The organism is Tenacibaculum sp. HL-MS23, from assembly GCF_032463465.1.
GTDB lineage: Bacteria > Bacteroidota > Bacteroidia > Flavobacteriales > Flavobacteriaceae > Polaribacter > Polaribacter bernardetii.
Window position 1 is genome coordinate 887,451 of the sequence record NZ_CP135989.1, and the last position, 25,050, is coordinate 912,500.

20 protein-coding genes, 2 rRNA genes, 1 pseudogene and 2 riboswitches (1 of these 25 cut by a window edge) are annotated in these 25,050 nt (G+C 32.4%); all 23 genes and pseudogenes read right to left on the reverse strand.

Features of this window, described 5'->3' with window-relative positions:
- Nucleotides 1-201: 201 nt before the first annotated feature.
- Nucleotides 202-2,880, reverse strand: a complete 2,679-nt coding sequence (gene metH / locus RRF68_RS04080) for a methionine synthase (protein WP_315945105.1) — start codon at nucleotides 2,878-2,880, stop codon at nucleotides 202-204.
- The gene (locus RRF68_RS04085; RefSeq protein ID WP_315945106.1) at nucleotides 2,871-3,863 is read right to left on the reverse strand and encodes a homocysteine S-methyltransferase family protein; all 993 of its coding nucleotides are present in this window, start codon (nucleotides 3,861-3,863) and stop codon (nucleotides 2,871-2,873) included. Before RRF68_RS04085 ends, metH begins: the two co-directional genes overlap by 10 nt.
- 48 nt (nucleotides 3,864-3,911) lie before the next feature.
- Nucleotides 3,912-4,032, reverse strand: a riboswitch (SAM riboswitch).
- A gap of 62 nt (nucleotides 4,033-4,094) precedes the next feature.
- The gene (cysM, locus tag RRF68_RS04090) at nucleotides 4,095-4,985 is read right to left on the reverse strand and encodes a cysteine synthase CysM (protein WP_275316170.1); all 891 of its coding nucleotides are present in this window, start codon (nucleotides 4,983-4,985) and stop codon (nucleotides 4,095-4,097) included.
- Nucleotides 4,986-4,988: 3 nt separating this feature from the next.
- Entirely contained in the window at nucleotides 4,989-5,729 is a 741-nt protein-coding gene (gene epsC, locus RRF68_RS04095; RefSeq protein WP_218772285.1) for a serine O-acetyltransferase EpsC, read from the reverse strand.
- A gap of 1 nt (nucleotide 5,730) precedes the next feature.
- On the reverse strand, nucleotides 5,731-6,060 hold the full coding sequence (locus RRF68_RS04100; RefSeq protein ID WP_218772284.1) for a 2Fe-2S iron-sulfur cluster-binding protein: 330 nt from the start codon (nucleotides 6,058-6,060) through the stop codon (nucleotides 5,731-5,733).
- Nucleotides 6,061-6,080: 20 nt separating this feature from the next.
- A complete protein-coding gene (locus tag RRF68_RS04105) occupies nucleotides 6,081-7,136 on the reverse strand; it encodes an NAD(P)/FAD-dependent oxidoreductase (protein ID WP_315945107.1) in 1,056 nt (351 codons plus the stop codon).
- Nucleotides 7,137-7,213: 77 nt separating this feature from the next.
- Nucleotides 7,214-7,786, reverse strand: coding sequence for a bifunctional precorrin-2 dehydrogenase/sirohydrochlorin ferrochelatase (locus RRF68_RS04110; protein WP_315945108.1), 573 nt, complete (start codon nucleotides 7,784-7,786; stop codon nucleotides 7,214-7,216).
- On the reverse strand, nucleotides 7,786-8,559 hold the full coding sequence (gene cobA / locus RRF68_RS04115; RefSeq protein ID WP_064967288.1) for a uroporphyrinogen-III C-methyltransferase: 774 nt from the start codon (nucleotides 8,557-8,559) through the stop codon (nucleotides 7,786-7,788). The genes RRF68_RS04110 and cobA overlap by 1 nt, the downstream gene beginning before the upstream one ends.
- Complete coding sequence (locus RRF68_RS04120; protein ID WP_315945109.1) at nucleotides 8,552-10,657, reverse strand: nitrite reductase; 2,106 nt, start codon at nucleotides 10,655-10,657, stop codon at nucleotides 8,552-8,554. Before RRF68_RS04120 ends, cobA begins: the two co-directional genes overlap by 8 nt.
- A gap of 34 nt (nucleotides 10,658-10,691) precedes the next feature.
- Nucleotides 10,692-11,039 (reverse strand): 4Fe-4S dicluster domain-containing protein, encoded by a 348-nt coding sequence (locus tag RRF68_RS04125; protein ID WP_315945110.1) that lies wholly within the window; start codon nucleotides 11,037-11,039, stop codon nucleotides 10,692-10,694.
- Between the two features lie 11 nt (nucleotides 11,040-11,050).
- Nucleotides 11,051-12,298 carry a sulfate adenylyltransferase subunit 1 gene (locus tag RRF68_RS04130; RefSeq protein ID WP_315945111.1) on the reverse strand — a complete coding sequence of 416 codons (1,248 nt, stop codon included), beginning with the start codon at nucleotides 12,296-12,298 and terminating at the stop codon, nucleotides 11,051-11,053.
- A 104-nt stretch (nucleotides 12,299-12,402) separates the two neighbouring features.
- Nucleotides 12,403-13,308: a sulfate adenylyltransferase subunit CysD gene (cysD, locus tag RRF68_RS04135; protein ID WP_315945112.1), complete on the reverse strand. Its 906-nt coding sequence runs from the start codon at nucleotides 13,306-13,308 to the stop codon at nucleotides 12,403-12,405.
- Nucleotides 13,309-13,318: 10 nt separating this feature from the next.
- On the reverse strand, nucleotides 13,319-13,945 hold the full coding sequence (locus tag RRF68_RS04140) for a phosphoadenosine phosphosulfate reductase family protein (RefSeq protein ID WP_218772277.1): 627 nt from the start codon (nucleotides 13,943-13,945) through the stop codon (nucleotides 13,319-13,321).
- Nucleotides 13,945-14,193 (reverse strand): DUF2061 domain-containing protein, encoded by a 249-nt coding sequence (locus tag RRF68_RS04145; RefSeq protein ID WP_218772276.1) that lies wholly within the window; start codon nucleotides 14,191-14,193, stop codon nucleotides 13,945-13,947. Before RRF68_RS04145 ends, RRF68_RS04140 begins: the two co-directional genes overlap by 1 nt.
- Before the next feature lie 113 nt (nucleotides 14,194-14,306).
- Nucleotides 14,307-14,714 carry an RrF2 family transcriptional regulator gene (locus RRF68_RS04150; protein ID WP_218772275.1) on the reverse strand — a complete coding sequence of 136 codons (408 nt, stop codon included), beginning with the start codon at nucleotides 14,712-14,714 and terminating at the stop codon, nucleotides 14,307-14,309.
- Nucleotides 14,715-14,742: 28 nt separating this feature from the next.
- Complete coding sequence (locus RRF68_RS04155; protein ID WP_315945113.1) at nucleotides 14,743-15,909, reverse strand: trans-sulfuration enzyme family protein; 1,167 nt, start codon at nucleotides 15,907-15,909, stop codon at nucleotides 14,743-14,745.
- A gap of 64 nt (nucleotides 15,910-15,973) precedes the next feature.
- Complete coding sequence (gene thrA / locus RRF68_RS04160; protein WP_315945114.1) at nucleotides 15,974-19,378, reverse strand: bifunctional aspartate kinase/homoserine dehydrogenase I; 3,405 nt, start codon at nucleotides 19,376-19,378, stop codon at nucleotides 15,974-15,976.
- An 88-nt stretch (nucleotides 19,379-19,466) separates the two neighbouring features.
- On the reverse strand, nucleotides 19,467-20,741 hold the full coding sequence (locus tag RRF68_RS04165) for an O-acetylhomoserine aminocarboxypropyltransferase/cysteine synthase family protein (protein ID WP_315945115.1): 1,275 nt from the start codon (nucleotides 20,739-20,741) through the stop codon (nucleotides 19,467-19,469).
- Between the two features lie 122 nt (nucleotides 20,742-20,863).
- A riboswitch (SAM riboswitch) is annotated at nucleotides 20,864-20,988 on the reverse strand.
- Between the two features lie 499 nt (nucleotides 20,989-21,487).
- Nucleotides 21,488-21,766: pseudogene (locus RRF68_RS04170) on the reverse strand (IS30 family transposase); the annotation flags it as partial.
- Nucleotides 21,767-21,932: 166 nt separating this feature from the next.
- On the reverse strand, nucleotides 21,933-22,064 hold the full coding sequence (locus RRF68_RS04175) for a hypothetical protein (protein WP_255555858.1): 132 nt from the start codon (nucleotides 22,062-22,064) through the stop codon (nucleotides 21,933-21,935).
- Nucleotides 22,065-22,146: 82 nt separating this feature from the next.
- Entirely contained in the window at nucleotides 22,147-22,407 is a 261-nt protein-coding gene (locus RRF68_RS04180; RefSeq protein ID WP_275316157.1) for a helix-turn-helix domain-containing protein, read from the reverse strand.
- Nucleotides 22,408-22,898: 491 nt separating this feature from the next.
- Nucleotides 22,899-23,007: ribosomal RNA gene (gene rrf, locus RRF68_RS04185) — 5S ribosomal RNA — on the reverse strand.
- Nucleotides 23,008-23,107: 100 nt separating this feature from the next.
- Nucleotides 23,108-25,050: ribosomal RNA gene (locus RRF68_RS04190) — 23S ribosomal RNA — on the reverse strand; it runs 942 nt beyond the window's last position.

Below are 25,050 nucleotides of genomic sequence, written 5' to 3' on the forward strand. Positions count from 1 at the left end.
TAAATGATGCCGCAAATAATGATACTGCAAACATTATTAGCAACTGAACTACAAACCTAATTTCTAAACGATACTTTTTCATTTGTTTTTATTTTAGTTTTATTATACTTCAATATTACTGCTGTTTCTTTGCCTGTATCTTATCTAATTTATAACTTATTGTTAATTAAACACGCTCGTTTTTATATTTTTAGTTATTTGTTAGTTATCAGCTATCACTGGATGCAGCCACTTTCTAGCTTTTCCTAACGAGATACCTTTTCTATTTGAAAAATCAAGTATTTGATCATTAGTTATTTTACCTAACCCAAAGTATTTGGCTTGTTCGTTTGCAAAATAATATCCTGAAACTGCTGCTGCGGGCCACATGGCTAGACTTTCTGTTAGTGTTACTCCTATTTTTTCTTCAACCTTTAATAAATCCCAAATCGTTTCTTTTTCTAAATGATCAGGACAGGCAGGATAACCTGGTGCAGGACGAATACCTTTATAAGTTTCCTTTATTAATTCATCATTTGATAATGTTTCATCAGCTGCATATCCCCAATGTTGAGTTCTAACCCTATGGTGTAAATATTCTGCAAATGCCTCTGCAAAACGATCTGCAATTGCTTGTACCATAATTGCATTGTAATCATCTTCTTTTTCTTTATATGTTTTTGCTAGTTCGTCTGCTCCAAAAATAGCCGTACAAAATGTTCCCATATAATCTTGCTTTTCAGCTTCTTTTGGTGCTATAAAATCTGACAAAGCAATACTTGGTTTTCCTTCTCTCTTTTTTAGTTGTTGACGTAAGGTTCTAAAAACAGCAATTTCTTCCCCTTTTTTCTGAATAGAAATATCATCATCATTAATTGTATTTGCTTCAAACAGCCCAAATACTGCTTTTGGCTTTAATAATTGTTTCGTAATTATTTTATCCAAAATCACTTTCGCATCTTCATACAATTGCGTTGCCTGTTCCCCAACTACCTCATCAGTTAAAATATCTGGATATTTACCGTGTAAATCCCAACTTCTAAAAAACGGACTCCAATCAATAAACGGCAGCAACACTTTTAAACTTACTTGTTCTAATGTTTGAATTCCTAATTCTTTAGGCTTTATAATCGATGTAGTTTCCCAATTTATTTTAAACTTTCTTGTACGGGCTTCTTCTATAGAAACATATGCTTTAGCTTTTCCTCTCTTTAAAAACTTTTCACGAAACTCATCATAATCTTTTTTCAATTTCGTTACGTAAGCATTACTTGTTTCTTTATTTAATAAATCACTTACAACAGTAACTGCTCTTGAAGCATCATTTACATGCACTACAGCATTTTTATATTGCGTATCTATTTTTACTGCTGTATGTGCTTTTGATGTTGTTGCTCCACCAATTAATAAAGGAACTGAAAAATCTTGACGCTCCATTTCTTTTGCTAAATACACCATTTCATCTAACGAAGGTGTAATTAAGCCAGATAAACCAATTATATCTACATTCTCTTTTTTGGCAGCTTCAATAATTTTTTCTGGCGGAACCATAACTCCTAAATCTACAATCTCATAATTATTACAGCCTAAAACTACCGAAACAATATTTTTACCAATATCATGCACATCACCTTTTACTGTAGCAATTAAAACTTTACCTAAAGCTTGTTGTTTTTCTCCTTTCTCTGCTTCTATAAATGGGTTTAAATACGCTACCGCTTTTTTCATTACACGAGCTGATTTTACAACTTGAGGTAAAAACATTTTCCCTGCACCAAATAAATCTCCAACCACATTCATTCCAATCATTAAATGACCTTCTATTACCTGAATTGGTTTTTCAGATTCTTGTCTTGCTTGTTCTACATCTTCAATAATAAATTCATCTATTCCTTTCACTAAAGAATGTGTAATTCTTTCTTGTAAAGAAAAACTTCTCCATTCTAAAAATTTTGTTTCATTTTGTTTTTTAACGCCTTTTACCGTTTCAGCAAAATCTAATAAACGTTCAGTAGCATCATCTCTTCGATCTAAAACTACATCTTCAATATGTTCTAATAAATCTTTCGGAATATCATCATAAATCTCCAACAATGCCGGGTTTACAATTCCCATATTCATTCCTGCTTGAATTGCATAATACAAGAAAACAGAATGCATTGCTTCTCTTACCGTGTTATTTCCTCTAAATGAAAATGACACATTACTTACTCCTCCACTTACACTTACATTTGGTAAGTTTTCTCGAACCCAACGTGTTGCTTCAATAAAATCTAATGCATTTCTTCGATGTTCTTCCATCCCAGTTGCTACAGGAAAAATATTTAAATCGAAAATAATATCTTCGGATGCAAAGTGGACAATCTCCACCAATATTTTATAAGAACGTTCTGCTATTTCAATTCTTCTTTCATAATTATCGGCTTGACCAACTTCATCAAATGCCATTACAATTACTGCTGCTCCGTAACGTTTTATTTGAGTTGCTTCCCAAATAAATTTTTCTTCTCCTTCTTTTAAAGAAATAGAGTTTACAACACATTTTCCTTGAACGACTTGTAAACCTGCTTCAATAATTTCCCATTTCGAACTATCAATCATTAATGGAACTCTGCAAATATCTGGTTCGGCAGCAATCAAGTTTAAAAAACGAACCATTGCTTCCTTTCCGTCAATTAAACCATCATCAAAATTAATATCAATAATTTGCGCTCCTCCTTCTACCTGATGTCTTGCAACGGCTAATGCTTCATCAAACCGCTCTTCTTTTATCAATCGTAAAAACTTACGTGATCCTGCAACATTTGTACGTTCTCCAACATTTATAAAATTGCTGTTTTCATTTAAAACTAAAGGTTCTAAACCTGATAGTTTTAAATATTTATCTTGTTTTATTTGCATTTTCTTGGTTGATATTTAGCTGCTAATTCTGCAATTGCAGAAATATGCTCAGGTGTTGTTCCGCAACATCCACCTATAATATTGATTAAACCTTTCTTCAAATAATCTTCAATTTGATCTGCCATTTCTTCTGCAGTTTCATCGTATTCTCCAAAAGCATTGGGTAATCCTGCATTGGGATGCGCAGAAATTGCAAATGCTGTTTTTGATGCAATTGCCTCTAAGTGTGGTTGTAATAAATTAGCTCCTAATGCACAATTAAACCCGACGGATAATAGCGGGATATGAGATACCGAAATTAAAAATGCCTCGGCTGTTTGTCCTGATAAAGTTCTGCCACTGGCATCAGTAATCGTACCACTTAGCATTATTGGAATGTCAATTTTACGTTCATCCTTTACTTCTTCTATTGCAAATAAAGCTGCTTTAGCATTTAATGTATCAAAAACAGTTTCTACTAATAAAAGATCAGCACCACCATCTATCAAAGCTTCAACTTGTAGTTTATAGGCTATACGTAATTCATCAAAAGTAACCGCTCTATAACCAGGGTCATTAACATCTGGAGACATACTTGCAGTTCTATTTGTTGGACCAATTGAACCTGCTACGAATCTTGGCTTGCGGGGTTCTCTTGCCGTAAACTCATCTGCTACTTCTTTTGCTATTTTTGCAGACTCATAATTTAGTTCATATACCAAATCTTCCATTTGATAATCGGCCATTGCAATAGTAGTTCCTGAGAAGGTATTCGTTTCTACAATATCAGCACCTGCTTCAAAATATTTTGCGTGTACTTCTTTAATTGCCTTAGGTTGTGTTATAGACAATAAATCATTGTTTCCTTGTAATGGTGTTAGATATTCTTTAAAACGCTCTCCACGAAAATCTGCTTCTGTGAATTTATAGGCTTGAAGCATCGTTCCCATAGCTCCATCGAGCACGAGAATACGTTTTTGTATTTCTTTATAAATGTTTGGCATTCCTGATATTGTATTGTAGAAGTTATCAGGAAAAGAGGAAAGTTCTTTCCGTTATCTCTCTTAAGTACTGTTGAATTAGTATTTAAGTAGAATTTAGCACCTTCTTTGTTTGCACAAAGGGTTGCTAAGGTTTCATAGGGTCTAATCCCTCCACCTTTCTTGATAACATTCATATTAAATTAATGAACTAAAGCACAAATAAACAAACTTTTTTTGTTTTTATACCATTTTTTAATAATTATATAAATTAGAAGATAAATATCGGTCACCAATATCACAGATAATTGCGACAATAATACCTTCTTCTATTTTCTCTGCAACTTGAAGCGCAACATGTACAGCACCTCCACTACTCATTCCTCCAAAAACACCTTCTTGACTCGCTAATTTACGTGCCTGATTTCTTGCCTGATTTTCACTTACCTCAATAATTTCATCAACTTTTGATCTATCAAAAATCTTTGGCAAATACTCTTCTGACCATTTTCTAATTCCTGGTATTCTTGAACCATCAGATGGTTGTGCTCCAATAATTTGAATATTTGGGTTTTGTTCTTTTAAATATGTAGAAACTCCCATTATGGTTCCTGTAGTTCCCATAGCTGATACAAAGTGAGTTACCTCCCCTTCAGTATCTTTCCAAATTTCTGGTCCTGTGGTTTTATAATGCGCTTTCCAATTATCATTATTTTCAAATTGATTCAACATAAAGTACCCTTCTTTATATCGTAACTTTTGTGCTAAATCTCTAGCTCCTTCGATTCCTTCTTCTTTAGATGTTAATAAAACTTCAGCTCCGTAAGCCTTCATTGTTTTTATTCGTTCTTCTGTAGCATTTTCTGGCATTACCAATGTCATATGCAACCCTAGTACTTTTGATATAAATGCCAAAGCGATTCCTGTATTTCCACTAGTTGCTTCTACTAAATGATCTCCTTTTTTTATATTTCTTCGGTTTAAGGCCTCAAAAATCATATTATAAGCAGCCCTATCTTTAACACTTCCTCCTGGATTGTTGCCTTCTAGTTTTAAAAACAAGCGCACTCCTTTTTTACTAAGTATATTACTTACCTCTATTAAAGGTGTATTCCCTACAAAGTCGGTTATTTTTTTTGCTTTCATAATTTATTTTTCTTCTAGTGAAACAATTTTATTTTCTGATTGATAGATTACTAAGCTTTTCGGTGGCACTGATTCAGTGACGCATACATTAGCTCCTATTATACTATTTTCACCTATTACAACTTCACCTCCTAAAATAGTAGCATTTGCATAAATAGTTACATTATTTTCTATTGTAGGGTGTCTTTTTGTTTCTGCTAAACTCTTTTTAACTTGAATACCTCCTAACGTTACTCCTTGATATATCTTAACATTATTTTTTATCAAAGTAGTTTCTCCTATAACAATTCCAGTAGCGTGATCTATAAAAAAAGAATCCCCTATAGTTGCTCCTGGATGAATATCTGTACCTGTTACCCCATGCGTGTACTCACTCATCATTCTTGGTAAAATAGGTATGTTTAATTTCACTAATTGATGACTTAAACGGTACACTGCTATCGCATGAAAGCCTGGATATGCTAAATAAACCTCAGCTAAACATTTTGCTGCAGGGTCTGTTTTTTCAAAAGCAATTGCATCTAAATTTAATTTTTGTCTTATTTCTTTGAATGTTGTTTTATATATACTCCAAATAGTAGTTCTATCTTTTACTTGTAACTTTTCTGTTATCTTAAAAAACAATTCCGCTATCTCATTTATATTTTCTTGATAATAAATCTCATCAAAAAGTGCGTAAAATAATTTCTTTGTAAACTCTTCTACTGTATCTTTTAAAGTAAGCGTATAATTATTCAATGACATATTACATTTCAGGTGCTAATTCAACTTCTAATCCTTCTAATTCTGGCTTCACTTGAATTTGACAACCTAAACGACTGTTGTTTTTTACATAAAAAGCTTCTGCAAGCATCATATCTTCATCAACTCCCATTTCTGTTAGTTCATGTTCAGATTTCACATAACATTGACACGAAGCACACATTGCCATACCACCACAAACACCAACAGTACCTTCTTCTGCTAATTCGTATGAACGAATTACTTCCATTAAATTCATTGCCATATCTGTAGGCGCTAAAATTTCGTGAAGCACTCCTTCTCTATCTGTTATTTTTATGTTGATATCTGACATTATATTATTATTAAATCGTTTTATTGAATCGCTTTTACAACTGCTTTTGGTGCTTCTTTTTTAGTTCCGTCAAAACCTTCAACTCCACCTACAGTAGTATATTTCATTACATATTTTTTATCTGGATGAATACGTTTATAAGCACTCTGACACATTAAGGTTGTCTCATGAAATCCACATAAAATTAATTTTAATTTTCCTGGATATGTATTTACATCACCAATAGCATAAATACCAGGAATATTTGTTTGGTAGTCTAAAGCATTATTAACCTTGATGGCATTTTTTTCTATCTCCAATCCCCAATTTGAGATAGGTCCTAATTTTGGTGATAAACCAAATAATGGTATAAAATGATCTGTATCAACAATAAAAGGTTCTTCTCCTTTTTTCTCTACAGTAACACCAGTAACATGTTCATTCCCTAAAATTTCTTTTACTTCTGCCGGAGTTATTAAATTAATCTTTCCTAAGTTTTTTAGCTCTTGCACTGTATCTACACTATCTAAAGCTCCTCTAAACTCATTTCTACGGTGAATTAACGTTACTTCAGATGCTACGTCTGATAAAAAGATTGACCAGTCTAAAGCAGAATCTCCTCCTCCTGATATTACTACTTTTTTATCTCTATATAATTCTGGATCTCTAATAATATACTCAACTCCTTTATCTTCAAAATCAGCAATATTAGGAATCGGTGGTTTACGTGGCTCAAAACTACCTAAACCTCCTGCAATAGCGACTATTGGTGCTTGATGTTTTGTACCTTTATTTGTCGTTACGATAAAAGTTCCGTCTTCTTGTTTTTCAATGGTATTTGCTCTTTCTCCTAAAGTAAAACCAGGTTTAAACTGTTTTGTTTGTTCGATTAATTTATCAGTTAAATCTCCTGCTAAAATTTCTGGATATGCTGGAATATCATAAATAGGTTTTTTAGGGTATATTTCTGAACACTGCCCACCTGCTTGTGGTAACGCATCTATTAAATGACATTTTAATTTTAACAATCCTGCTTCAAAAACGGTAAATAATCCTGTAGGACCTGCTCCTATAATTAATATATCTGTATGTATCATTGGTAATCGTATTATCCCTGTGAAATAGGAACGAACTTTAACTCTTTTATTTCTTATTTTATAAAAGTTGTAATCTTTTAACTTATTAAACTTTTTGTTAATTGATTTAACTGTACTACTTTATTTTCAAAACTCCCTTTAATTGTTTTTCTATATTTATTTAAATTCTGAACTAATTCGTTAATGTCTTCTGGAATTATTTCTTCAAAGAATTGTCGTAATCTTTTTGCCGTAGTTGGTGATTTCCCATTGGTAGAAATTGCAATTTTCACATTTCCTTTTGTTACAATACCTCCCATAAAAAAATCACAATATGGTGGGTTATCAGCTACATTTACTAAAATATTCCTTTGTTTGCAGTCTCTATAAACTTGCACATTTACATCAACATTGTCTGTTGTTGCAATAACCATGTGTTTATTTTTTAAAAAAGAGCTATCATATTTAATGTTAATCATTTTTATATCAAACTTATTTGCTAACGCTTCTGTTTCTTCTCTAAAAAAAGTAGAAACCATTGTTACTTTAGAATTCGGACTTGATTTTAATAAAAACGTTAATTTTTCTAAAGCTACAAAACCGCCTCCTACAATAAGTGTTTCTAACTGTTTGGTTTTTAAAAAAATTGGATATAATTCGTTTTGTTCCATTATACAGCTATTAACTCTCTTGAATATTCTTCTTTTGCCTTTTTTAAAGCTTCTCTATGTTTTACAACTTCGCCTAAAACAATAATTGCAGGGTTACTTAGCTCATTTTCTTTTACAATATCTAAAATAGTATCTACAGTTCCAATACCTACCTTCTCTCTAGAAGTTGTTCCGTCTTGAATTATAGCTACTGGTAATTCATTTTTACCTTCTTTTTGAAATAATGCTACAATTTCAGCTAATTTTCCCATTCCCATTAACACCACTACTGTAGCTTTAGATTTTGCTGCTAAAGCTACATCGTTAGATAGTTTATGTTCTTTTGTTGTACCTGTAATTACCCAAAAACTTTCTGCGCTTCCACGTTTTGTAACAGGTATATTTTGATATGCTGGTACTGCTAAAGAAGATGAAATACCTGGAACCATTGCTGTTTCTATATTAAAAGCTGCTGCAAACTCCATTTCTTCTGCACCTCTTCCAAAAATAAAAGGATCACCGCCTTTTAAACGAACTACATGCCCATGAGTTTTTGCTCTTTCAACAATCAACTCATTTATTTGTTCTTGTTGATATTTATAACAACCTCTACGTTTTCCTACAAAAATTAATTCTGCATTCGGGTTTATAAAATCTAATAACTCTTCATTAACCAAGGCGTCATATAAAACAACATCAGCAGTTTTTAAAACTTTAATAGCTTTTAGCGTAATTAAATCTACATCTCCTGGACCAGCGCCAACAACGGTTAATTTCGGAATCTTATTATACATTACTTACTGCTGTTTTTCTATAAGCATCAATCTTTTTATAAAATGCTTTCGCATCGTTTAAATAGCTCTCTGCAAATATTTTTGTTGGTGCTTCTTTCTTTATTTGATATACAAAATCTTCAAAACTGGTCTCTAAACTAACTTTATCTGTAGCTATAAAATGCTCTTGAAAGCTAGTAATAATACCTGCTTGTGTATTTGTTTTTACATTTTCTGCAATTAATAATGCTTTTGCTGTATTAACCAAAGATGTATATGAATGATAAATACTATCAGAAAATAAACCTTCCTTTAATGCTTCTTCTGAATTTGTAATTTTTTCTTCACTTTCAAATAAAAGTGTTGCTATTAAATCAATTACAACTCCCGCACATTCACCTACTCCAATTGCTTTTACATAATTTTCTGAATGTCCCCAATCAATAAAATCACTTGGCGCTAAGTTTGATGTATCAGATAATCCTTTTAACAAATCATAAAAATATGTTTTTCCTTGACGATCATAATACGCTAAAAAGGTTTCATTTTCTTGCTGATTTGCCTCTACATCATTTAATAAAATACGTAATGCTTCTGGACCTCTTTTACTTGGTACTTTAACTAATTTATCAGAAAAACGCCCTTTTCCATCACCTAAAATACCGCCACCTATTAAAATTTGTAATGCTGGTGCTTGTAAAGCGCCTACTTTTATAGACATTCCTTGAAAACCAATGTGTGCCATATTATGTTGCCCACATGCATTCATACATCCACTAATTTTAATAGCTATTTCTTTATTGTTTAAATATGCTGGGTACTCTTCTTCTAATACTTTTTCTAACTCAACAGCAATTCCTGTACTACTAGAAATTCCTAAATTACAAGTATCAGTACCTGGACACGCTGTAATATCAGCTGTAGAATTATACCCTGATTTTGCAAAACCTAATTTTTGTAGCTCAACATAAAAAAATGGTAATAATGCTTCTTTTACATGGCGAATTAAAATGTTTTGACGTAAGGTTAAACGAATTTCATTTGCTGCATATTTTTTAACTAAATCTGCTAACAAACGTGCTTTTGGTGTGTAAAAATCACCTAAATGAATTTTAAGCCCTATTGCAAATAAACCTTCTTGTTTTTGTTTGATTACATTGGTTTCTTTCCATTTTTTATACGCTGATTCATCTTCAATTTTTACTGAAGGAATTTCGATATCTTGAAAAACAATTGGTTGTTCAAACTCGGTAGTATCTACCTTAAATGTTTTATTCTCTAAAGCATTAACTTCGTCAGAAACTAATTGTAAAAAAGCTTCAACACCTAATTCTTTAACTAAAAACTTTAACCTTGCTTTTGCTCTTTTTGCACGCTCTCCAAATCGATCAAAAATTCTTAAAACACCTTCAATTGTTGGTATTAATACGTCTTCTTCTAAAAAGTCGTAAATAACATCAGCATGTCTTGGTTGCGATCCTAAACCACCACCTAACAACACTTTAAATCCTTTTTTAGTAACTCCGTTTTCAGTTTTTATTTTTGCAATAAACCCTAAATCATGAATAAAACTAATTGCTGTATCATCATCTGTACCCGAAAAAGACATTTTAAATTTACGTCCCATTTCTTGACAAATTGGGTTTCTTAAAAAGAATTTAAACGTAGCATCTGCATACGGCGAAACATCAAAAGGTTCGTTTACATCGATTCCCGCAGTTTCTGATGCTGTAATATTTCTTACTGCATTTCCACAAGCTTCTCTTAAAGTAATATCGTCTTTTTCTAATTGCGCCCATAATTCTGGCGTTCTATCTAAACTTACGTGATGTATTTGAATATCTTGTCTTGTAGTAATATGTAATCTTCCACGAGAGTACTCATCTGAAACGTCTGAAATTCTATGCAATTGTTCGCTAGTAACTTTACCGTAAGGTAATTTTATACGAATCATTTGTACTCCAAATTGACGCTGACCGTAAACTCCTCTTGCCAAACGTAAACTTCTAAAACGTTCTTCGTCTATTTTTCCTTCTTTAAAAAGTTGGATTTTTCTCTCTAATTCTAGAATATCTTTTTCTACAATTGGGTTTTCTATTTCGGTTCTAAAACTTTGCATTACTCTATATCTTAAAGCTCGTAAGCGTTACTTTTTAATTATGTAAGAATTTTTGTTTTGCCAATAATTCTTCCTCTGTTTCTACATGGTCATCATCAGGTACACAACAGTCTACCGGACAAACCGCTGCACATTGTGGTTCTTCATGAAACCCTATACATTCTGTACATTTATCAGGTGCTATAAAATAATATTCGTCAGATACAGCTTCTTGTGTTTTATCTGCATCTACTTCAATACCATCTTTTAACTTTATACTTCCTGTTAATGAAGTTCCTTCACTATATTTCCAATCTTCAGCCCCTTCATAAATAGCTGTATTTGGGCATTCTGGTTCGCATGCCCCACAATTGATGCATTCGTCGGTTATTATAATTGCCATACTATTCTGAATTACTTAATAAAGCCAACTCCGGCTGTATTATTTGTTTTTGGGTTGATTAAAATAAAAGTTCCATTTGCTTTATTTTTATCATAAGAATCAAAAAATAATGGTTTACTTAATTTTAAAGTTACATCTCCAATTTCATTTAATGTTAATTGTGATGGGTTTTCTTTTGTTCCTGAAAAATCAGTTTTTATAATGGATGATAATGACATGATTTTTGCTTGCACATCGTTTACTCCATGCTTTACATAATACTTATTAGAAGCCTCTAAAGGATCTTTATCCATCCAACAAATAGTTGCATCTAATTCTTTAGCAACTGTTGGTTGTTCATTTGTTTTCACCAACATATCACCTCTACTTACATTTACATTATCTTCTAAAGTAATTGTTACCGAACTTCCTCTTTTAGCTTCTAAATACTCTTTATCAAAGAAGTGAATACTCTTTATTTTAGATGCTATTGCTGATGGTAATACGGTTACCGAATCTCCTACAGCTAAATCTCCTCCATAAATTTTACCTGCATATCCTCTAAAATCATGATATTTATCTGTTTTAGGTCGTATAACAGTTTGTATAGGAAAACGTGTTTGAGACTTTTCTTGTAAATCTTCAGAAACTAAACCTTCTAAATGGTCTAATAATGTTTCTCCTTTATACCAAGGTGTATTTTCTGATTTTTTAACAACGTTGTCTCCTTGTAAAGCTGACATAGGTATAAAAGTTAATTTTTGACTTTTATAAGAACTTTTGCCTGCTAAATATTCAATTTCATTTTTTATTTGCTTAAATTTTTCTTCTGAAAAATCAACCAAATCCATTTTATTAATAGCTATAACTACGTTTTCAACTCTTAATAGTGTATTTATAAAAAAGTGACGGTAAGTTTGCTCAATTACTCCATTACGTGCGTCAATTAACACAATTGATGCTTGTGAGTTTGAAGCTCCTGTAACCATATTTCGTGTATACTCAATATGCCCTGGAGTATCAGCAATAATAAAACTCGTTTTTGGAGTCGAAAAATAAATATGTGCTACATCAATCGTAATACCTTGTTCTCTTTCTGCAACTAAACCATCTGTTGCTAGTGAAAAATCTAAATAATCAAAACCTCTTTGCTTACTTTTTTCTTCAATTGCTTCTAACTTGTCATCTGTTAATGAGTTAGTGTCATATAAAATACGTCCGATTAAGGTACTTTTACCATCATCTACACTACCTGCTGTTGCTATTTTTAATACATTCATTTTTTTATGCTTTTGGCTCATAGCTATATTTTACTATTTGCCTATATTTAAATTACTAAAGACTAAAATGCTTTAGTTAAATGGAAAATTCACTTTAGTGAATTTTAAAAATACCCTTGTTGCTTACGTTTCTCCATTGCTGCTTCTGATCGTTTATCATCTATACGAGCACCTCGCTCTGATATAGTTGATACTTTAATTTCATCTACAACTGTATTTATATCAACAGCATCAGAAAGTACAGCTGCTGTACAACTCATGTCTCCAACAGTTCTAAAACGCACCATTCTTTCTTCTACCTCTTCATTTTCATCTCTATAAACAACATCGTCTTCTGCTGACCATATTAATCCATCTCTTAAAAAAGTAGCTCTTTTATGTGCAAAGTAAATTGATGGAATTTCAATTTCTTCGCTTTTTATATATGACCAAACATCTAGTTCTGTCCAATTTGAAATAGGAAAAACACGTACATTTTGTCCTAAATCAATTCTTCCATTTAGCATGTCAAACAATTCTGGTCGTTGATTTTTTTCATCCCATTGACCAAAATCATCACGAACAGAAAAAATACGTTCTTTTGCTCTTGCTTTTTCTTCATCTCTACGCGCGCCACCAATACATGCATCAAAACCAAACTCTTCAATTGCATCTAATAATGTTTCGGTTTGTAGCATGTTTCGGCTAGCGTACTTACCTGTTTCTTCTTTTACTCTTCCTTTATCAATATTGTCTTGAACGTTTCTAACAATTAATTCAACACCTAATTCTTTTGCTATACGATCTCTAAATTCAATTGTTTCAGGAAAATTATGTCCTGTATCTATATGCATTAAAGGAAACGGGATTTTAGCTGGATAAAATGCTTTTTGAGCAAGTCTTACTAATGTTATACTATCTTTTCCTCCTGAAAATAATAATACTGGTTTTTCAAACTGAGAAACTACTTCTCTAAATATATATATGGCTTCACTTTCTAAAGGGCCTACTTTTATTGTTTTTGTACTCATAATAAAATTATTAAATATGTAAACCACATTCTCTGTTACTCTCTACTTTTGTTGGATCAAAATATTTAAACTCGTTTGGAAGCTTATTATCGCTTAAATACTCATCTAAATCTTTATCTGACCAGTTATAAAAAGGACTTACTTTTAAAACTCCTTCTTTACTAAATGAAATTACACCAATACTATCTCTAAAAGCTGTTTGTCCTTTACGTAAATTAGTAAACCATATTTCAGGTTGATGTTCTGCCATTGCTCTTTTAAAAGGTTCTAACTTTACTTGCTCTGTAAATTTCTCATGATTTTCATCTTCTACAGAAGGGAGCCCCATAGTTATATTACGATGAGCCACAGTTTGTTTTGGCACATATAAATGAACATTTAAACTCAGTTTATCAATTAATTCTTCTGCATGTTTATATGTTTGAGGAGTATTATAACCTGTATCACACCAAACAACTTTAATTGAAGGGTTATCTTTAGTTACTAAATGCAAAAGAGCAACTTCATAAGGTCTAAAATTAGTAGTAACTATTGTTTTTTTATTTAATTCAAAAACCCATTCTACAATTTCTTTTGGACTTAATTTTTCTAATCCTTTGTTTAACTCTTCAACATTAAACTCATCTTGTAAACTCATTATTTTCCCCATTTTATTTTGTTCCAAATTCTCTCGTGAAAGAAATACAAAACCATTTTTGTTCCTAATTCTACAGCTCCTATTGAAAAAGCAGTTGTTAACTTCCCTGTAATTATCCAAGAAATTAAAACAGTGTCTATAGTTCCCACAATACGCCAGCTAAATGACTTAACGATACTTCGTATCGGTTTTTCAGATAGTTTATCAATGTTATAATCACTATTTTCTTTTATAAATTGCTCAAGCATTATTTTAACAATATTAAGCCTATAGGGTTAGTAGGGTAATTATTTGCAAATATATAATATCCCTTATCATATCAAAGAACATATACTTTTTATTTAAAAATTAATTCTGTATATTAAACTAAATCAGCTAGTGTATTACTGCGAAGAACTTTTAATGTATTATCTCTAACCTGAATCATTAATTTATGAACAGAACAGGCATCTTCATCAGGACAATCACTACATTTTTCATAGTAATTTAAACTTACACAAGGTAACATTGCAATAGGTCCTTCTAGAGTTCTAATAACATCAGTCATTTTTATTTCTGATGGTTCTTTTAACATATAGTAACCTCCACCTTTTCCTTTTTTAGCGCCTAAAAATCCAGCTTTTCGTAAGGTAAGTAATATACTTTCTAAAAATTTATGAGAAATATTTTCGCTCTTAGAGATCGTTGCTATTTGGACTTTATCTCCTTTTTCTTGCCTAGCAATAAATGCTAGCGCTTTTAAGCCGTATTTTGTTTTTTTAGAAAGCATACTACAAAAATACACTTTTATTTAATTGTTAATTCTCTAAAGCTTGTTTTAAATCATTAATAATATCTACTACATTTTCTAAACCGATAGAGCTTCTTACTAAGCCATCTGTAATTCCTACTTCTAACCTATCATCAACACTTAATTTACTGTGTGTTGTAGATGCTGGGTGCGTTACAATTGTTCTTGTATCACCTAAGTTTGCAGACAATGAGCATATTTTAATTGCGTTTAAGAAATTTCTTCCCGCAGTAATACCTCCTTTAATTTCAAAAGCAACAACGTTACCACCTAATTTCATTTGCTTTTTTGCTATTTCATATTGAGGATGTGATTTTAAAAAAGGGTATTTTACTAAATTTACCTTCGGATGTTCTTCTAAAAAGCTGGCTACTTTTAAAGCATTTTCACAATGCCTATCTACTCGAATACTTAATGTTTCTAAACTTTTTGATAAAACCCAAGCATTAAACGGTGACATTGCAGGGCCAGTATTTCTTGAAAACAAATAAATTTCTTTTATTAAATCTTTACGTCCAACAGCTACACCTCCTAAGACTCTTCCTTGTCCATCAATTAACTTAGTTGCTGAGTGCAAAACTATATCAGCTCCAAACTTAATAGGATTTTGTAGGTACGGAGTAGCAAAACAATTATCTATAACCAATAACAAACCATGCTTTTTTGATATCTCACCTAATAATTCTAAGTCAATAATATCAACTGCTGGATTTGTTGGAGTTTCAGCATATAAAATTTTAGTATTTGGTTTAATTAAACTCTCAATTGTATCTACTTCAGTAATATTAAAATAACTAGTTTCAATATTCCATTTTGGTAAATATTTGGTAAATAAACTATGAGTAGATCCAAAAACTGAACGACATGAAACAATATGGTCTCCTGCATTTAACAATGCTCCAAATGTAGAAAACACTGCTGCCATACCTGTTGCGAAAGCATAACCAGCTTCAGCACCTTCCATAGCAACTATTTTATCAACAAATTCTGTAGTATTAGGATTTGAGAATCTACTATATAAATTTTTCTCTTTTTCTTCTGCAAATGATGCTCTCATATCTTCTGCATCATCAAAAACAAAACTAGATGTTAAATATAAAGGTGTTGAATGTTCTGAATATTGTGAACGTTCTGTTTGTGTTCTAATTGCTATGGTTTCGAAGTTCTTGCTCATATTTGTTAATTTTTTATAGATATTGATTAATCAACATCTAGTATATTTAAATGACGCTTAGTGTCTAATTATTAATTTTTGCTAATCGTAAAATATCACCAAATACACCTCTTGCAGTTACTTCTGCCCCTGCTCCTGCTCCCTGAATTACAATAGGTTGCTCACCATATGATTCTGTAAATATTTCAAAAATAGCATCTGAACCTTTTAAACTTCCTAAAGGTGAACCTACCGGTACCGACACTAATTTAACATCTAATTCTCCTTTTACTTTTGATAAATCGCCATGTAAATCGCCTATATATCGCAACACATGGTTTTCTTTTTGAAGTTCTTTTTCATTTTGAAAATGAAAATTTAATTTATCTAAGTTTGCTAAAAATTCTTCAGAAGTAATATTTATAAATTCATTTGGAATTAAATTTTTAATAGAAATATCTTCAAACTCATTTTCTAAATCTAACTCTCTAGCTAAAATTAATAATTTTCTTGCTACATCATTACCACATAAATCTTCTCTCGGATCTGGCTCTGTAAATCCGCTATCAATTGCTTCTTGTAATACGTTTGAAAACGGAACTTCATCCGAAGAAAACTTATTAAATAAATAACTTAACGAACCTGAAAACACCCCTCTAATACGTGTAATATTTTCGCCAGAATCGTGCAATAATTTAATGGTATCAATTAAAGGTAAACCTGCACCAACATTCGTTTCGTACAAATATGATTTGTTATTAATTTCTAATTTTTTTCGTAGTTTTTTATAGAAATCATGAGATACCGTATTTGCTATTTTATTAGAAGAAACTAAATCGAAACCGTTTTCTATTAATGGTATATAGTTTTCTATAAATTCACTACTTGCAGTATTATCAACAGCTATTAAGTTTTCTAAATGGTGCTTTTTTGCAAAATCTATTACGCTATCAACAATATGAGTTTCCTCATCGTTATTTTTTAAAATTGTTTTCCAATTTTCAACAGCTCCATCACTACTTAACAATACTTTTTTAGAACCTGCTATGGCAAAAATATTTAGCTGTATTTTTTTTCTTTCTAATATAGATTTGGTGTTTTTTATAATTTGATTAATTAAAGTTCCTCCAACTAATCCCTTACCAAATATGGCTATATTTATTTTTTTTGCAACTCCAAAAACTTGCCCATGAATTACATTTAACGCTTTGTGTAATTGTTCTTTTTTAACAACCAAACTTACATTTTTTCCTGAAACTGTATTGTTAAACAATAATGGTACAATTTGATTTTTTATCAACGCATTATACGGATGATGAAACTCACTTAAATCTTGACCTATAATTGATATTACAGCGACATCATCTTTAATTGAAATTTGATTTACATCTTTGGTATAAAAATCGCTTTCAAACTCTTGTTCTAAAGCTTGTACAGCTGCTGTTGCCTTTTCTTTATCAATTACTAAACCAATACCTCTTTCTGATGAACCTTGAGAAATAATACTTACACTAATACCGTTATTACTTAAGGCTCTAAAAATACGTGCATCTACACCTACTTTCCCCAACAAACCTCGTCCTTCAAAATTTAGCAATGCTACATTGTCTAAAACCGATAATGATTTTATGCCTTTTGATTTTGATTTAGCAGTGATTAATGTTCCTGAATTATCTTGATTAAACGTGTTTAAAATTCGAAGATTGATGTTTTTTTCTAAAAGCGGTATAATAGTTTTTGCATGTAAAATATTAGCTCCGAAATTTGCTAACTCATTTGCTTCAGTAAATGATAATTCTTCTATTTTCCTTGCATCTGCAACCAAATCAGGATTTGCAGTAAAAATTCCATCAACATGCGTATAATTTTGTAACTCCTCAGCATCTAAATAATTCGCTAATAATGCTGCTGTGTAATTGCTTCCATTTCTACCTAAAGTAGTGGTTTCTCCTTTTAAACTAGATGCAATAAAACCTGTTATAATATTAATAGTATCTCGGTTATCCTTTTTAAAATGCTTTATTACATTTTCTTTAGATATGCTTAAAATTGGTTGTGCATTACCAAAATTTTCATCCGTAATTAACAGTTCTCTAGCATCTGTTACGTTGGCTTTTATCCCTTTTTTATTTAAAAGCACTGAAACTGTTTTGGCTGATAATAACTCACCTTGTGCTAAAACTTCATCTTTTATTTTTTGACTAAAATCCCCTAATAGACTAACACCTTCAAAAAGTTTTTCTAAACGAGAAAATTCAGGAGTAAAATCAACTAACGGTGTTAATTGAGATTGTTCGTATTTCATTGTTTCGAGTTCATCTTGATAAGGTTTATTTTTTGCAGCTTTTTCTAAAATTTCTTCTAATTGATCTGTAGCATTTCCTCTTGCTGATACAACAACCGCTATATTTTCTTGCTCGTTTACTTTTTTTTCTATAATCGAAATTACATTTGTAATTCCTTTATTCGACAGCGATTTCCCGCCAAATTTTATTATTTTCATTTTGTTATTTTTTGAGTTTAAATTGAATATTGGCGCAATTATTTTTTCTAACTGCTCATATTCAATTAAAAAAGCATCATGCCCGTGAATCGAATTTATTTCATTATACGTAACGTTGGCATGTACTAAAGCTAGCTCTTTTTGAGTTTCTCTATTTTCTTCAGCAGTAAAGAATAAGTCTGAATCTACTCCAATAATGTGAATATCAGCTTCAATTGTTTCTAAAACACTTGAATCATTTTTACCTCTAGTAACATCAATTGTTTTTAATAATTGATTCATTAATTTATAAGATGCTAACTGACAACGTTCTTGTAGTTTATTACCATGGTGTAACAACCAACTTTCTACATTAAATACTTTTAAATCTTCATTCTTTGAACGATAAAAACGTTCTTTAAAAGATTTTGGAGTTCTGTAACATAACATTGCATGCATACGAGCATCGTGTACAGGATTACTCGAGTTTAATAAAAACTGTTCTTGAATATGACAATTACCAATTAACCAATCGGTAGCTTTCCAATCGGTTGCTATCGGAATTAAATGTTTTGTTATTTTTGGGTGTAAAACAGCCATTTCCCACGCAATTCCACCTCCTAAAGAACCTCCTATTAAAGCAAATAATTGTTTAACTTTTAATTTTTCTAATCCCATTAAAAATAACTTAGCAATATCTCTTGCTATAAAATCTTTATAATTTTCTATTAAAAAACTATCATGACCATTTCCTGGAATGTTAAAACATAAAACTGAATATTTATTGGTATTTACTGCTTTATTTTGACCTATTAAATCTTTCCACCAGCCATTTTTAAAACCTGCTACATTGCTATTTCCTGTTAAAGCATGATTGATTAATACCACAGGTGCAGTTCCTAATTCTTTACCAAAAACCTGATAACTTAATGGTATTTTATTTAGTAAAATATCACTCTCGGTAATAAAATCAATAATATTTATATGTGCTAAATTCTCTGTCAACATTATTTGTTTTTTGATATAAAATCGAATGATTTACATAACCATATTTTCCCTTCAAAGCAAGAATCAATACATTCGATTTCTCTATGTTTTAAATTTTTGAAAAAGATTCTTTTAAATCATTTATTAAATCCTCTACACTTTCTAACCCTACAGATAAACGAATCAAATCATTCGTTACTCCTGCACTTACTTGCGCTTCTGTACTTAATTGTTGATGGGTTGTACTTGCTGGATGAATAATTAGAGATTTGGTATCTCCAATATTTGCTAATAATGAAAAAATTTTGGTGTTGTCTGCTATTTTTTTGGCTGCTTCATAACCACCTTTTACACCAAATGTAACAATACCACTTTGTCCTTTTGGTAAATATTTTTTTGCTAATTTGTTATATGAGCTACTCTTTAAACCAGGATAATTTACCCAAGCTACTTTTGGTTGCTCTTCTAACCATTCAGCAATATTTAAAGCATTTTCACTATGCTTTTTTATTCGGATATCTAAGGTTTCTAATCCTTGAATAATATTAAATGCATTGGTCGGACTCAAAGCTCCCCCAAAATCTCGTAAGCCTTCTAAAATTAATTTAAATGTGTAAGATGCGGCGCCTAAAGCCTCATGATATACTAAACCATGATAGCCTGCCGATGGTTCTGTAAATTCTGGGAACTTACCATTTGCCCAATTAAAAGTTCCTGCATCAATAATTGCGCCTCCTAAAGAGTTTCCTTGGCCTCCAATATATTTTGTAAGTGAATGAATTACAATGTTTGCACCATGTTCTATCGGATTCAACAATGCTGGTGTAGCTACTGTATTATCAACTATAAAAGGAACTTCAGCTTTTTTTGCATGTGCAGAAATTGCTTTTAAATCTAACACATCTAACTTCGGATTACCTAATGATTCTACAAAAAAAGCTCTTGTATTATCCTGTACTGCCTTAGCAAAATTTTCAGGATCTGAAGCATCAACAAATGTTGTAATAATACCTAATCGAGGTAGAGTAACACTTAATAAATTGTAAGTACCACCATATAAACTACTTGATGCTACAATATGATCTCCTGATTTTAATAAGGTTAATAAGCCTGTTGAAATTGCTGCCGTACCGGATGCAAATACCACAGCTCCAGTTCCGCCTTCTAAAGAAGCTAAACGATCTTGTAAAATTTTATTTGTAGGATTGTTTAATCTTGTGTAAATAAATCCTAATTCTTTTAATGAAAAAAGATTTGCTGCCTGATCTGAATCATTAAAAACATATGATGTTGTTTGGTAAATAGGAACTGCTCTTGTTCCTGCCGTTTGCTTTACATCATGACCTGCGTGCAACGCGTTAGTTGCGAATTTTTGTGTACTCATTTTTCTTGTTTTTTGAGATAATAAAAAATTAAACCAAAAGCCAAATGCGCCAAAATTTTGACGAGCCTACTAGAAAAATGTTATGAAGAATATTAGCAATTATAGATGAATAATTACTTTTTGAGTTATCTATCCAACTTTAAATAAATGAATTTAAAATTAAGTAGAATTTAGCACCTTCTTTGTCTTAAACAAAGGGTTGCTAAGGTTTCATAGGGTCTAATCCCTCCACCTTTCTTGATAACATTGTCAATAAGTTATTGAACTTCGTGTCTGCAAATATTCAATTATAAAAAGTTAATATCCTAACTTTTCTTGCTTTTTTTATTCAAAAATATTTTTATCTTCCAAAATAAAAAAGAAAAACAAAACCTAAAAAACTATAAAACAATACTTTATATAAATTATAACAATAAATAAAATATATAAAGGTAACTTCCTATTATTTATTTCTCGTCGAAAGCCTTGAATTTATCACTCTAGACACTCAAACTTTAATCAAAAGCTATATTATTATGTTTTTTGATAAAAATAAAATACAGAAATAAGAAGTATATAGATAGTAATTGCCTTTATTAATAACAGCTTTGCTCATGATTTTGTTAAGGAAAAGCTGCATTCAAGGTTCTAACGCAAAAAACGTTGCAGTTTATTTAGCGAGTCTAAGCTACAAATTTTAGTTCAGAATCTATAATTTCTTTAGGCGTTTTATATCCAATAATTTTTCGAGGTCTATTGTTTAATTTTTATTGAATAATCATGAGTTGCTTTTTGTTAATTAGATTAAAGTCTGTTCCTTTTGGCAGGTACCTTCTAATGAGTCCATTTGTATTTTCGTTGGTACCTATTTCCCAGGAAGAATAGGGGTGAGCAAAGTAGATTTTCACACCTATTTTTTGAGTTATATTTTCGTGCCTTGCCATTTCTACACCATTATCGTAAGTCATCATTTTTTTTAATATAGCGTTTAATTTATTAAGAATTTTAGAAAAAATTTTAGCTACTTCTCTAGAGTTTCTAGCTTTTAATTTACAATTAAAGTATAACTAGATTTACGTTCAACGATTGTTCCAATAGCTCATTTTTGATTTTTACCAATCATTAAATCTCCTTCCCAATATCCAATTTCTTGTCTTAATTCAATATGCTTAGGTCTATTATCAATACTGACTTGGTTGATGATTTTACTACCTATTCCTCTTTTCTTTTTAGTAGGTCTCCTTCGTGATTTTTACGTACAAGTAGATTGATTAGTTTTTTATTTAAACGATCTTGAGATTGCGTATAAATGTATCTATAAATAGATTCATGTGATATTGACATAATTGGGCCATTAGGAAAATCTAGTTTTAATTTTTCCTGCAATCTGTTCAGGCGTCCATTGTGATAAAAGTCCTTTAAAAACTTAAACTCTAAGTTTTTTATGAATAGATATTTTATCAGTATTTCTTTTGTTTAAATAGTCGTCTTTAGCATTCCAATTAGCTAATTCTGTAGAGTATTTATCTTTCTCAGTTTGTACCCATTTATTAACTTCTCTAGTGATAGTAGAACGAGATCTATTTAGAGTTTTAGCGATGTAAGATTTAGACTTATTTTCTTTTAAAAGCGTTTCAATTTGAATCCTTTCTTTAAGAGTGAGTCGGTTATTTTTTTTACGTACCATAATAACAAATCTATTAATTTAGATTTGTTGCGTTAAGTTCTTGAGTACGCAAAAGAACGCAGTAATTTACCTTAACTTAAAATAATAAAAGTGGGAGGAAATTTCGAATACTATTTTACCTTAATGAATTATGTACGGTATTAGATTTTTGCCAATTTTTTTTGATTTATAATTTAAACCGCTTTTCTTTGGTTTCTAAGCTTGTATAAATTCAGCAGTTTATTATTCCGCATACTAATTAAAATTCTAATTGTTTTTTTTCCAACAGATATCAATTTAGATGTAATTATTGCTTTAAATTCAGCTTTCTACTTATGCTTATTTATCTCAGTTTTTGTAAAGAAATTTAAATAACAGTTGAGAGAGAACTTAGTTTTTTATTTCTCCAAAAAAAAAGGTAACTAAGTAGGTGTGTTTATAATTCATCATAACTAAACTAGTTAAATTTCGCGTAAAAAAAAACCTCAATCTATAAAGATTGAGGTTTAAAAGAAAGGCAACGACCTACTCTCCCACCATTGGCAGTACCATCGGCGCAAATGGGCTTAACTTCTCTGTTCGGGATGGAAAGAGGTGAGCCCCATTGCGATAATCACCTTAAATCGTTTCAGTATATTCCAACTGTATAAGTTAACATATTAGTAAAATCATATCGTAAATTATCAAAAGAGTTTGCGTCCCGGCCCGAAGACCGGGAACTATACATAAGCCTATGGGTTATTAGTAATACTCGGCTATGACATTACTGCCTTTACACCTGTATCCTATCAACGTGGTAATCTTCCACGACCCTTTAAAGAAATCTCATCTTGTGGTGGGTTTCGCGCTTATATGCTTTCAGCGCTTATCCCTTCCCAACGTAGCTACTCTGCAGTGCTCCTGGCGGAACAACAGATACACCAGAGGTTAGTTCAACTCGGTCCTCTCGTACTAAAGTCAAATCCACTCAAATTTCTAACGCCCACAGCAGATAGAGACCGAACTGTCTCACGACGTTCTGAACCCAGCTCGCGTGCCACTTTAATGGGCGAACAGCCCAACCCTTGGGACCTTCTCCAGCCCCAGGATGTGACGAGCCGACATCGAGGTGCCAAACCCCCCCGTCGATGTGAGCTCTTGGGGGAGATCAGCCTGTTATCCCCGGAGTACCTTTTATCCTTTGAGCGATGGCCCTTCCATGCGGAACCACCGGATCACTATGCTCTACTTTCGTACCTGATCGACCTGTATGTCTCTCAGTCAAGCTCCCTTATGCCATTGCACTCTACGCACGGTTACCAAACGTGCTGAGGGAACCTTTAGAAGCCTCCGTTACTCTTTTGGAGGCGACCACCCCAGTCAAACTACCCACCACGCACTGTTCTCATTGCTGAGTTAGACTCTAGATAAGCAAAGGGTGGTATTTCAAGGACAACTCCACAACGCCTAGCGACGCCGCTTCATAGTCTCCCACCTATCCTACACATTACTTATCCAAAACCAATACGAAGCTATAGTAAAGGTTCACGGGGTCTTTTCGTCCCGCTGCGGGTAATCGGCATCTTCACCGATACTACAATTTCACCGAGCTCATGGCTGAGACAGTGTCCAGATCGTTGCACCATTCGTGCAGGTCGGAACTTACCCGACAAGGAATTTCGCTACCTTAGGACCGTTATAGTTACGGCCGCCGTTTACTGGGGCTTCATTTCATTGCTTCGCCAAAGGCTAACAACTCCACTTAACCTTCCAGCACCGGGCAGGTGTCAGGCCTTATACATCATCTTTCAATTTAGCAAAGCCCTGTGTTTTTGATAAACAGTCGCCTGGACCTTTTCACTGCGGCCCATCCGAAGATGGGCGACCCTTCTCCCGAAGTTACGGGTCGATTTTGCCTAGTTCCTTAGCCATGAATCACTCGAGCACCTTAGAATTCTCATCCCAACTACCTGTGTCGGTTTACGGTACGGGTTCTTATAATCTGAAGCTTAGAGGTTTTTCTTGGAAGCTTTTAGGCACACTATCAACGCATCCGAAGATTTGTTGTACTATCACACTTCAGCTAGATCTGCGGATTTACCTACAGTCCTAATACCTACATGTTTCAACGAACTATTCCGTCAGTTCGCGGTGCTTTCAATACTCCGTCACCCCATCGCAATTATAAGAAGTACAGGAATATTAACCTGTTATCCATCGACTACTCCCTTCGGATTCGCCTTAGGACCCGACTAACCCTCAGCTGATTAGCATCGCTGAGGAAACCTTAGTCTTTCGGTGAGGGGGTTTCTCGCCCCCTTTATCGTTACTTATGCCTACATTTTCTTTTCTATCCGCTCCAGCATACCTTACAGTACACCTTCGGCGCAAATAGAATGCTCCCCTACCACTTACGTGTCTTTCAACGTAAATCCATAGCTTCGGTAATATGTTTATGCCCGATTATTATCCATGCAAAACCGCTCGACTAGTGAGCTGTTACGCACTCTTTAAATGAATGGCTGCTTCCAAGCCAACATCCTAGCTGTCTAAGCAGTTTCACCTCGTTAGTTCAACTTAACATATATTTGGGGACCTTAGCTGATGGTCTGGGTTCTTTCCCTCTCGGACATGGACCTTAGCACCCATGCCCTCACTGCTGAGTAACATTTTATAGCATTCGGA